Here is an 11,580-nt window from a genome sequence, read left to right as displayed (position 1 = left end):
GTGGATAGGTTTTTATTTTTCACCCTCATTCTCTCCTTAACGGTGGCTCTAGTTCTTCTTGGGCCACCGTTCTCATCTTTAGTTAGTCTAAACTACAGTAATTACCCGGCGGTTGAAACCGCGGCTACACAGACAAAACCCGGATGGTGCGCGGGTTGAAGATTCTACACAATGATTTCTCATCTCCGAATACCATCTTCGTCCGCGGAGGCGGACATCGTTTGTGTAGCCGCGGTTTCAACCGCCGGGGCCTTCAACCACCGCCGGGGCCATCTTCGTCCGCGGAGGCGGACATTGTTTGTGTAGCCGCGGTTTCAACCGCCGGGTTCTCAACCACCACAGAATCCCTAGACAAACCCAATCGAATCTTATTTTTCTTCAACGTCTCATAAAACTCCCTCACCACTTCCTCCGGCGCATGACTATCAGTCCCGCCCGCACCCATTTGATAAATCTCATTCTCCAAATTCTCTTCAATTTGAGGCCGACTTTCGCACCAATCCTTGATTCTTTCAGCTATAACATTCACATTATCCATCGCACCAACATCAATCGCGGATAATTCTGCCACAAATTGCGGTTCTGATATTTTCAATAACTTACTAAAAGCCGCCACAATTTCTTCAGGTTTCGCATCATCGGGAAGTGACATTTTGAGACTCCTTAAATCTATTTTTGCAGTTGACAGCGGTAAAATTTCGGTTTCGCCAATTAGCGTAAATGCAGCCCAAGCTATGGGACTCGGAAATCGAGCTTTTGTGGTTAGCATAGCACACCGCAAGGCTGCTGCTCGATTGTCGCCCCGTGCTAAATTTTGGTAGAATTCAGTCATTAGCAACTTGGCTGAAATCACTCCCATATTCCACAGGGAAACGATGATGCTGGGGACTCCGGCGAGGATGAAGCAGCGGGACAATCCGATGACTCCATCTCCGGTGATTTTACCGCGCCCGGTGCTGCACGCGCTCAATACTACGAGTTCGGAATCGAGTTTTAATTGCAGGATATCTACAGCATGAATTGCGCCGTCGTCCTCTCCCGATGGTGCTAAAATAATCGCGCCGGGAATGCCGGAACCTTGGAAATCGTCGATGAGTCCGTGGGCGGATAAATGGACGATGCGCGTGTTTAGCATTCTGTCTAAAATGGCGACTTTTGTGGCATTGTCTCCGCTAATTGCTTGGGTTTGTAAAGTTGCAGCGATGGCTTCGGCGGCTTCTTTTGCCCTGGGGATTTGGCGGAGTTTGTGGGGGTCTAATTGGAAGTTTGGGTGGATGGTTGGATCGCCGACAATTAGGGCGGCTTGTCTCAATCCTCGGACTCGGTTTTGATGTTGGCGGGTGAGTTCTAATACTTGGATGGATGGGCTGGTGAGGATGGTATGATTTTCGATTAGGTAGCGGTTGTTGCCCGATTGCAAGGCGGCGAAGGGTACTAAAAATAAGTCGTAGTGGGGGATGAAGATGATGGGGGAATTGGCATCGGTGGGGAGTAAGTCGATGATTGGTTCGATCAGGATTTGATGGAGGAGTTGCAGTAGGGGAAAGCGGCCTGTTTCGTCTCGATTGTACTGGGATTTGGGCTGAATTTTGTTGCCTGCGTCGTCGGTTTCTACGGTGCCGATGGAGACGCGGGTTTTGAGGATGATTTGTTTGAGGGTTTGGTTTTGTTGGTTGAGGGGTTCGAGGTTGGCGGCGCGATGGGTGATGTTGCCGTTTGGTTGGATTACCCAGATGTAAATGATGTCTGAATCAATAATCGAATATTCAACTATTGTGGAGTTTCTGTCGCGGGCGATTTGTTGGATTTTGGGGATGGATAATTTATTTGTTTCGTTATTGGTTGGGACATCATTTGTTAATAGGGTTTGTTGCAATAACTCGACGAAGGCACGAGTACGGGACATTTCGGATATTTCTAGGGCTTCATCGAATTTAGTTTGGGCGACTAGGACTTGTTGTAGGTTTTGATAGGGAGATAGTTGGGTTTCAAAAATTGAGGCTTTGTGGTCGTTATTTACCAATTCTGAACGCACCGTTTCATGAATTGCGATTGAGGCGCAAAGTGCTGTTTCAGCTTCAACAAGTTGATTGATTTTTAGGAAAGTATATCCCAAATTGTTGAGAGATATTGACTCTCCCACGCGATCTTCTATTTCCCGTTCAATTTCTAAAGACTGTTGGTGAAATTCGATCGCCTGCTGAAATTGCCCTAGAGATTTGTAAGCATTGCCCAAATTTCCGAGGGCATTAGCTTCTCCTTGGCGATTTCCGATTTCCCGTTTAATTTCTAAAGACTGTTGGTGAAATTCGATCGCCCGCTGGAATTGTCCTAGGGATTGGTAAGCATTGCCCAAATTGCCGAGGGAAGCAGCTTCTCCCAGGCGATTTCCGATTTCCCGTTCAATTTCTAAAGACTGTTGGTTAAATTCGATCGCCCGCTCGAATTGCCCTAGGGAATCGTAAGCAAGGCCCAAATTGCCGAGGGAAGCAGCTTCTCCTTGGCGATATTCTATTTCCCGTTCAATTTCTAAAGACTGTTGGTGAAATTCGATCGCCTGCTGGAATTGCCCTAGGGCTTGATAAGCATTGCCCAAATTGCCGAGGGAATCAGCTTCTCCTTGACGATATTCTATTTCCCGTTCAATTTCTAAAGACTGTTGGTGAAATTCGATCGCCCGCTCGAATTGCCCTAGGGAATCGTAAGCATTACCCAAACTGCTGAGAGAAGCAGCTTCTCCTTGGTGATTTCCAATTTCCCGTTTAATTTCTAAAGACTGTTGGTGAAATTCGATCGCCCGCTGGAATTGCCATAGGGAATAGTAAACTAATCCCAAATTGTTAAGACAATAGGCTTCTCCTTGGCGATATCCAATTTCTCGTGAAATTTCTAAAGACTGTTGGTGAAATTCGATCGCCCTGTGGAATTGCCCTAGGGATTTGTAAGCTAATCCCAAACTGTTAAGAGAATTGGCTTCTCCTTGGCGATATTCTATTTCCCGTGAAATCTCTAAATACTGTTGGTGAAATTCGATCGCCTTATCATATTGCCCTAGGGAATAGTAAACTAATCCCAAATTGTTAAGACAATAGGCTTCTCCTTGACGATCTCGAATTTCCCGATAGATAGTTAATGCCTGTTCATCAAACTGCAAAGCTTCTCGAAATTGACTGATATCATACTGCCGATCGCCTTGTTCTAACAGTCTATCTGCTTCTGCTTTCAGTGCAATTCCCGCTAGGAAATCTCCATCCACCTTACCCAGTAGCCCTGCAAAATTTTTCAACCAATTAGCATTATTTAATTTACCTTGTTCTCTGAGATTATCCGCCTCTTCTAGCATTGCCACCACCAAGCCATCATCCAGCAATTCCGGGTGAGTTTTCAATATCTCCGCTTCATCGCCACTGTCACAGTTTAGAAGTTGACTTATCAGGTTGAGATAGGCTTGTTGGCGTTCTGAGTTCATAGCGATTTGGGATTTGGGATGGTTCTATCTATTCATTTATTATCGGTGAAACTCATCTGTTTGGGGCGGGCGATGGCAAGATTGTTGTAGGTGTGGCGAGAAACCGGGTTTTTTCGAGAATCCTTCGTTACAGTCGAAGATTTCGGCAAAAACCCGGTTTCTGAGATTTTGGGTGTGGCCAGAAACCGGGTTTTTTCCGAGGATATCGATACACAGCCTAAAGACTGCGAAAAACCCGGTTTCTTTGGTTTATGTCGTAGTCTTGGATGCGCGGGGTGGCGAGAAACCGGGTTTTTTCCAGAATAGTTGGTTACAGTCGGTGATTTGGGCAAAAACCCGGTTTCTGAGATTTTGGGTTTTGGTCGATTCCCTACGGGATAGCTACGCTTAACGCACTTTTTCAACAATCTTTTATAATGGTATCCAATCCAACTTATCAATCCATTCTTCAGCCTCAGAAGTCTCCCAAACCATCACAATTTCTTCTGCCCATCTGCCTAAACTCGCACTTGGACGCACCCAAAAAAGTCCCCAAATTTGTCCTCCCGTCGCCCAATATTCTGTCAAATGTCCTGGAATACTTTTGCGGTTATCCGTTACCAATAGCCTTTGTGATGATTCCAAATAGCTGATAATTTCTGGATCGAGGGTTCCTAATGGCGGTGCATTTGCGTCCCCCACCCGCAAAATATCTATCTCCGGCTGGAGGTGCAAAACAGCACTTTTGAGCTTAGGTGGCAAATTTTCATCGAGTAAAAAACGAATTTTCACTTTAGTAGAATTAACTCCTGTTCTCGTTGTGCTTTGATTGCTCTCAAACGTTTTACTACATCAGAAGGTTCTTTAGCTAACCATTCCTGATAGCGTTCTTCCCGCCACTTCGCCAGCCGCAACATATAAGCATCCATCTGTCTGCGATTTTGCAGATAATAGGTTAGCGTCGCGTAAATCTTCTCTAAATTCAGAGTGGGTAATTCCACCAGAATTTGGTCGGGAGAATATCCATCCAAGTAATATTTAATCACGTCATCGATGCCGATCCGATGTCCTTTGATGCGGATGTCATCGGGGTCGAGAAACTCAAAATAGTCTTCTAGTTGCATCGGTTTATCTCCGAATACTTGGTTGATAGCATTTTATCATAAATTGGGATGTGCGGGGTGGCGAGAAACCGGGTTTTTGAACCGCAGATGATGGCGGATGTACGCTGATGGACGCGGATGAATGGATGTGTGGGGTGGCGAGAAACCGGGTTTTTTCGAGAATAGTTGGTTACAGTCGATGATTTGGGCAAAAACCCGGTTTCTGAGATTTTAGTTTAATCCTATTCCATCCCCTGCAAAACCCCAGTCAAAATCTCCACAATGCGATCGATATGTTCCTTCTCAATAATCAACGGCGGCGACAAAGCAATTATATCACCAGTCGTGCGAATCAACAACCCATTTTCAAAGCACTTTGTAAAACAATCAAAAGCCCGTTTCCCCGGCTTCCCAGCAATAGATTCCAACTCAATCCCCGCCACAAGTCCCAAATTGCGGACATCAATCACATGGCGAACTCCTTTGAAAGAATGCACTGCATCTTCCCAATAACCAGCAATCTTATCAGCCCGTTCAAATAACCGTTCTTCCTCATAAATATCCAGCGTCGCCAAAGCAGCCGCACAAGCCACGGGATGCCCCGAATAAGTATAACCGTGAAACAACTCGATCGCATTTTCAGGAGCATTCATGAAAGCATCATAAATTCCCTCCTTCACAAACACCGCCCCCATCGGCACAGTACCGTTAGTTATCCCTTTCGCCGTCGTCACAATATCGGGAATTACCCCAAAATATTCAGTCGCAAAACTCGAACCTAAACGCCCGAAGCCTGTAATTACTTCATCAAAAATCAGCAGAATCCCGTGCTTGTCACAAATCGCTCTAAGCCTTTCCAAATAACCTTTCGGCGGAATCAAAACCCCCGTAGAACCAGCCACCGGTTCCACAATTACCGCCGCAATATTCGACGCATCGTGCAAAGCCACAATCCCTTCCAATTCGTCTGCTAAATGCGCTCCCCATTCCGGCTGTTTGCGGCTGAAAGCATTGTGTTCTAAATTATGAGTGTGAGGTAAATGATCGACTCCCGTGAGCAAACTGCCGAAGAATTTGCGATTTGGGCCAATGCCGCCGACAGAAATTCCCCCAAAACCCACACCGTGATAACCGCGTGCCCTACCAATCAATCTTTGGCGAGTTCCCTCACCTCTAACTCGATGATACGCGATCGCAATTTTTAACGCAGTCTCCACCGATTCTGAGCCTGAATTAGTAAAGAAAACGCGATCGAAATTGCCTGGAATCAGCTTTACCAAACGTTCGGCTAATTCAAAAGCAGCCGGATGTCCCATTTGAAAAGGCGGCGCATAATCTAGATTTAAAACTTGTTGTTTAACTGCTTCGGCAATTGTCTCGCGGGCGTGGCCAGCATTCACGCACCACAGCCCCGCAGTACCATCGAGGATTGAGCGATTATCATCGCTGGTAAAGTGCATATCTTTTGCCGAAACTAACATTCGCGGATTCGCTTTAAACTGTCGATTCGCAGTGAAGGGCATCCAGTAAGCGTCCATATTTGTCATATCTTTTATCCTTTTTTATTGATGTTTCTGTTTCCCAAATATAACTCAATACGGTTCAGATCAAACGGCGGTTGAAACCGCATCTATACAAACAAAACCCGCCTTCGCGGGTTAAAGATGAAACGGCGGTTGAAATTACCTTATTTTCTTCAGTCCGCGGAGGCGGACTTCATTTGTGTAGACGCGGTTTCAACCGCCGTATCATCTTAATTTACGATCGCACCAACCGACTCATGCTGCAACAAACCAGTCAGCATCTTCACGGGCCTTTCGCCGTAGGGCCACGCAAAAGCATGACGGAAAGCAGCATCTTGACACGCTTGTAACTGCCGAAAATCAATGATATCCAAAGTCAACAAATTCTCGTACTCAAAAGGCAGCCGCACGTTGTGCAATCCCGCATTGTCGGTGCAAATGGCAATATCGACACCAGCTTCAAAACATCGATCGAACACAACCTTCAATTCCCGCATATCCTGCAAGGTTCCCGTTTTCAGATAGGTAGTCGGGCAAACTTCCAAGCATTGACCCCTACGCGCCACCTCTGGCAGCAGTTCGGGATATTTTAACGGAATTTGAATCCCGTGACCGATCCGCATCAGATAAGGCAAAAGTTCGGGATAGCAGCCAGAGCTTGTTTCGTAGAGATGTCCGGTGGTTTTAATGCCGATCGACCTTGCGTACTGGTACAATCCCACAAACTCATCCAGGCGATCGCCAATAGCAGCATCACCGCCCGCAAGATCGATCGCACAAACATATTCTCCCATTTGTGCAGCCAAATCTACGATCGCCCGATTCACCTCATAGGGTAAGCGCGAGTGCATACACAAAATTTGGCTAGTAACAATCGGACAATCACTAATTTGACTTGCCTTACCCACAACTTGGACAATTTCTGCCATCAAATCAATGCGTTTTGACTGATCCAAATGCTCAGGAGTCCGCAGATAAGGCGTATAGCGCAACTCCAAATAAGCCAGATTTTCAAACACGTAAGCGCCCCGCATCAACCGATAGATGAAATAAGGCAAAGTCTCAACAGTTTGCACGCTTTCCACCAGCGTGTGCAGTTCCAAATACTCGTCGAGAGTATTGCGCGGGCGAGTGTAAAACTCCTCAAATGCGGAATATTGTTGAAAGCGATCGACCATTTCGGCATTATGGCGATCGAAATACCGCCACAAAATTCGAGGAACCACAGAACCACCTAGATGTCGGTGCAACTCAGCGTGTAAAGTCATGCGATTTTAGATTTTAGATTTTAGATTTTAGATTGAAAGAATTGAAGGATTGAAGGAATTGAAGGATTGAAGGAATTGAAGGAATTGAAGGAATTTAAGGAATTGAAGGAATTTAAGAATTTGTAATTTAGTCCTAGACACATCAGTGGCCAGAAACCTGGTTTTCCCAAATACTAGCCAACAACCTCCAGCAGGTAAACTGTTCCCCATTTAAGCTACCCATTGGATTCCCATAAAAACTCATCAAATTCTCTCCCATTCTCCAATTCTCCCCCTCTCCCATTCTCCCCCTCTCCCCCTCTCCCCCTCTCCCCGGATCGTCCTGGTAGTCTTTTCTTGAGACCAATACAGCCTCACTTCTCTAAATTGTAACAAAAATTAATTTGACATCCGGGACGCATTCGTACATAATCGGAGTTTGTGTCAACCTGAACTGAACGCGAGAAACCCTTGGCTAACGTAGTTGTGATCGGCGCCCAGTGGGGCGATGAAGGAAAAGGCAAAATTACCGATTTGCTCAGCAAATCCGCAGATATCGTTGTCCGCTACCAAGGGGGCGTCAACGCCGGTCACACGGTAGTAGTCAACGGTCAAACTTTCAAGCTGCACTTAATTCCGTCCGGGATTCTCTACCCTGAGACAGAGTGTATCATCGGCTGCGGCACGGTAATCGACCCTAAAGTTTTAATAGCAGAATTAGATCAGTTAGAAAAACTGAATATTTCGACTGCCTCGCTGATGATTTCACAGACTGCTCACGTCACGATGCCCTATCACCGATTAATTGATGTAGCATCGGAAGAGCAGCGCGGAAATTATAAAATCGGCACGACGGGACGCGGTATCGGCCCGACTTACGCCGACAAATCCGAACGCACTGGCATTCGGATGCTCGATTTAATGGACTTGGAAGGTTTGCAAGAACAACTGGAATGGACGATCGAGCATAAAAACGTCATTCTGGAAAAACTCTACAATTTGCCGCCTCTAAATCCGCAAGAGGTAATTGATGAATATCGAGTTTATGCCGATCGTTTGCGGCCGCACGTAGTAGACAGTTCCCTAAAGATTTATGAGGGACTTCACAAGCGGAAAAATATTCTATTTGAAGGCGCCCAAGGCACTTTATTAGACTTAGATCACGGCACTTATCCTTACGTTACTTCCAGCAATCCCATCGCTGGCGGCGCTTGTGTAGGAACCGGAGTTGGCCCCACAGCGATCGATCGAGTAATTGGCGTAGCAAAAGCCTACACAACCCGCGTCGGAGAAGGCCCCTTCCCTACCGAAATGGTCGATGGAATTGGCGCAGTTTTGGGCGAGAGAGGTGCAGAATTCGGCACCACAACCGGCCGCAAACGGCGCTGCGGCTGGTTCGACGCAGTAATCGGCCGCTACGCAGTCCGCATCAACGGCCTTGATTGTCTCGCTGTTACCAAACTAGATGTTTTGGATGAATTAGAAGAAATCAAGGTTTGCGTTGCTTACGAAATTGACGGGGAACGCTGCATTGATTTCCCGAAAAGTTCCCGGATATTTGCTCGCTGTAAACCGATTTATGAAACCCTTCCCGGTTGGAAACAGTCCACGGAAGAATGTCGCAATTTGGAAGATTTGCCATCGCAAGCCTTGGATTATCTAAAGTTTTTGGCAGATTTGATGGAAGTGCCGATCGCCATTGTATCTCTCGGAGCCAGTCGCGACCAAACTATTATTGTCGAAGACCCGATTCACGGGCCGAAGCGGGGATTATTGTCGGTTGATGGCACGGCTGTAGTAGCACAATCATAAAACTCATGCAACAGTAGCTGTAGAGTGCGTCGCCATCAAAAATCCCAAAAAAGAGCCACAATCTCGCAGCGACGCACCGCTGCATACAGTCTTTCAGGAAACAACCCTCCGTTCCACGCTAGCCCAACACTCATGATTGTTGCAAGACGAGGCGAGAATTGGTATTATTTACAGGGAGTCAAGTAAATGACTGACGAGGATGAACAGATAGCACGGCTAGAAGTTCACAGGGACATGATTGGATGGCTTATAATGGAGTTGAGCAAAGAAGGAATAGAAGCCAAAAGAACAACCGGAAACAATCCCAAAGGTGATATTTTGATAGTCAACCAGCAAGATGTTCCGCGAATTAAACAGCTACTCCGTAATTTGCAGGTAGAATTCAATAGTTAATTTATCAAAAAAATATAAACAATAATGAATGAACCGCATATTGAAATTAAAGCCTGGAAAACCAAGAAAATAGATTCAACCAAAGCTAAGGAAATATGTCAAAAAGGAACTGTGATTGGAGTTATTACCACAGGAGGAATTACTAAACCTGCTAAAACTGTATTCGATCGAGCAGATATAGCTTGGGTAGAAAATTTTCCAGAAAGTAAGTTATTGAATCAGGAAGGTCAAGAGGAAAGCTAATGTTAGATCTTATTTTTTATACCTTCAAAACTGATCGACCGCCGCACTATATCGAAATGTCTGAAGACGTTTACGAGTGGTTGGCAAAATCAGAATTTTCCAAAATTGGCAAATCTGTTCCCAGAAATATTTTGATAGATGAAGAAGAGGAGAAACTACCTTTAGTTGAGTTAGATCGAGATATTCGCCAGAAGCTCAGAAGTTTTTTCCGCGATGCAATTATCTGCGAAAGCGATACCGTCCTCACCAAGCTGGGAGATTCTCCTCTCAAAGAAGAGTATCAATCAGCAACCTACCGTTTGAGGAAATTGCTAGACTTGCTAAAATGTGTTGAAAACGAAGATTATCAATATCTTCAACGAGTCCTTTAATTAAGTTAGTTCGATCGCCCTATCATAATAACGAGTTTTCAGATGTTTAGTGGGAGGAGCAATCCCAATGTTTGACATCAGTTTTTATTCAGCCAATGGTGAACCGTCTGATAGTGTAAGAATCACAGCAAATACTTACGAATGGTTGGCAAAGTCTGATTTTTCCAAAATAGGTGGCGCATCAATCGATACCGAAATTCACTTAGATGAAGAAAATGTAATTCTGCCTCTAGTTGAATTAAATCAGGAGATTCGCCAGTAGTTCAAGAAAATTTTCAGCGAAGCAATCATCAGTGAAAGCGATTTAGTTCTGACTAAGCTTGGTGATTACCCTTCAAAAGAAGAGTATCAATCAGGAACGTACCGTTTGAGAAAAATGCTCGAATTGCTGAAGTGTGTGGAAAACGAAAATTATCAATACCTTCAGCGAATTTAATTGAACGCGATCGCACTACCACAATTCTGGTAAAATGTGAAAACAATCAACAGAAAGTCATAAAATGGAAATCGCAGTAGAATGTCAAAAGCGGGCAGAAGGCAGCAAACCTAACGCCCTCCGCCGCTCCGGATTGATTCCCGCCGTCCTTTACGGACACAAAGGCTCTGAATCCATTTCCCTTACCGTCAAAGCTAAAACAGTTGAAACCCTGCTCAAAAAACACGCAGTCAACAACACCCTAATTGATCTCAGCATTCCCGAACTCTCTTGGAGCGGAAAAACATTGCTCAGAGAAGTTCAAGTTCATCCTTGGAAAGGTTTTCCTTACCACCTGAGCTTTTTCTCCGTAGCAACTCAAGACAGCCTGGAAGTTGAAGTGTCTCTGCATTTTGTCGGCGAATCTGTCGGCGTCAAGTTAGAAGGTGGTATGTTGGAAACTGTGCTGACGCAAATCGCAGTTAAGTGCAAACCTGATAGCATTCCTGATGCAATTGAAGTAGATATTTCTAATTTGAAGGTAGGGGATGCGCTGCACATTCACGAATTAGTTTTACCTGCGGGAGCAGAAGCTCTCGGCGACCCAACTCAGGTGGTTGTTACCGTGTTGGGAACTAAAGCCAGCCCTGAAGAAGAAGCAGAAGAAGCAGCAGCCGCAGCTTGATCGGTAATTGATAAGATTTGCTAACTAATAGTTGACATCGAGGCGATCGCTTTCTCCAAAAAGGGCGATCGTTTTTTGCAAAAAAGCAGTTATAGTTTTTGGGCGATCGCACTTTGCTATATCCAATACGGTTCACTTAACACTATTTATGTGCCGGAGATCCCCCTCGCATCCCCCTTAACAAGGGGAGTAGGGGTTGACTTTGAGAGCATTCTTGTCCCACCCCCTACTCCCCTTTTTTAAGCAGGGTGGATTAATTGTCGAGAGGTTAAATCAAGGCGATGAACGCTATTGACCGACATTATACGAGGCATTTAACAGGTTTATCGGAACTAGATAA

Annotated in this window: 11 protein-coding genes; 6 read left to right on the top strand and 5 right to left on the bottom strand. The window is 45.4% G+C overall.

Annotated elements, in window-relative coordinates; all coding sequences use genetic code 11:
- Positions 1 to 253 precede the first annotated feature (253 nt).
- The 5 genes from JGK11_RS30710 to JGK11_RS30690 all read right to left on the bottom strand — a co-directional run bounded on the left by JGK11_RS30710 (position 254) and on the right by JGK11_RS30690 (position 7,342).
- Positions 254 to 3,469 (bottom strand): CHAT domain-containing tetratricopeptide repeat protein, encoded by a 3,216-nt coding sequence (locus JGK11_RS30710; RefSeq protein ID WP_293214207.1) that lies wholly within the window; start codon positions 3,467 to 3,469, stop codon positions 254 to 256.
- A 411-nt stretch (positions 3,470 to 3,880) separates the two neighbouring features.
- Entirely contained in the window at positions 3,881 to 4,240 is a 360-nt protein-coding gene (locus JGK11_RS30705) for a DUF5615 family PIN-like protein (RefSeq protein WP_293192591.1), read from the bottom strand.
- Entirely contained in the window at positions 4,237 to 4,572 is a 336-nt protein-coding gene (locus tag JGK11_RS30700) for a DUF433 domain-containing protein (protein ID WP_293186907.1), read from the bottom strand. The genes JGK11_RS30705 and JGK11_RS30700 overlap by 4 nt, the downstream gene beginning before the upstream one ends.
- 221 nt (positions 4,573 to 4,793) lie before the next feature.
- Positions 4,794 to 6,098, bottom strand: a complete 1,305-nt coding sequence (locus JGK11_RS30695) for an aspartate aminotransferase family protein (protein ID WP_293214204.1) — start codon at positions 6,096 to 6,098, stop codon at positions 4,794 to 4,796.
- 206 nt (positions 6,099 to 6,304) lie between these two features.
- Entirely contained in the window at positions 6,305 to 7,342 is a 1,038-nt protein-coding gene (locus tag JGK11_RS30690; RefSeq protein WP_293192595.1) for an adenosine deaminase, read from the bottom strand.
- 450 nt (positions 7,343 to 7,792) lie between these two features.
- Between JGK11_RS30690 and JGK11_RS30685 the strand changes: the two genes are divergently transcribed.
- From JGK11_RS30685 to JGK11_RS30660, 6 genes are all read left to right on the top strand, one after another.
- The gene (locus tag JGK11_RS30685) at positions 7,793 to 9,133 is read left to right on the top strand and encodes an adenylosuccinate synthase (protein ID WP_293186910.1); all 1,341 of its coding nucleotides are present in this window, start codon (positions 7,793 to 7,795) and stop codon (positions 9,131 to 9,133) included.
- A 186-nt stretch (positions 9,134 to 9,319) separates the two neighbouring features.
- Positions 9,320 to 9,526 carry a hypothetical protein gene (locus tag JGK11_RS30680; protein ID WP_293186911.1) on the top strand — a complete coding sequence of 69 codons (207 nt, stop codon included), beginning with the start codon at positions 9,320 to 9,322 and terminating at the stop codon, positions 9,524 to 9,526.
- 24 nt (positions 9,527 to 9,550) lie between these two features.
- Positions 9,551 to 9,769, top strand: coding sequence for a hypothetical protein (locus JGK11_RS30675; protein WP_293192599.1), 219 nt, complete (start codon positions 9,551 to 9,553; stop codon positions 9,767 to 9,769).
- Complete coding sequence (locus JGK11_RS30670) at positions 9,769 to 10,140, top strand: hypothetical protein (RefSeq protein WP_293203406.1); 372 nt, start codon at positions 9,769 to 9,771, stop codon at positions 10,138 to 10,140. The genes JGK11_RS30675 and JGK11_RS30670 overlap by 1 nt, the downstream gene beginning before the upstream one ends.
- A gap of 67 nt (positions 10,141 to 10,207) precedes the next feature.
- The gene (locus JGK11_RS30665) at positions 10,208 to 10,402 is read left to right on the top strand and encodes a hypothetical protein (RefSeq protein WP_293186914.1); all 195 of its coding nucleotides are present in this window, start codon (positions 10,208 to 10,210) and stop codon (positions 10,400 to 10,402) included.
- 238 nt (positions 10,403 to 10,640) lie between these two features.
- A complete protein-coding gene (locus JGK11_RS30660; protein ID WP_293186915.1) occupies positions 10,641 to 11,240 on the top strand; it encodes a 50S ribosomal protein L25/general stress protein Ctc in 600 nt (199 codons plus the stop codon).
- Positions 11,241 to 11,580: the final 340 nt, after the last annotated feature.

Origin of the sequence: Microcoleus sp. PH2017_34_RAT_O_A (assembly GCF_020737885.1) — a bacterium.
Lineage (GTDB): Bacteria > Cyanobacteriota > Cyanobacteriia > Cyanobacteriales > Microcoleaceae > Microcoleus.
The sequence above is the reverse complement of the archived record's forward strand: the minus strand, read 5'-3'. Positions and strand labels throughout refer to the sequence as shown.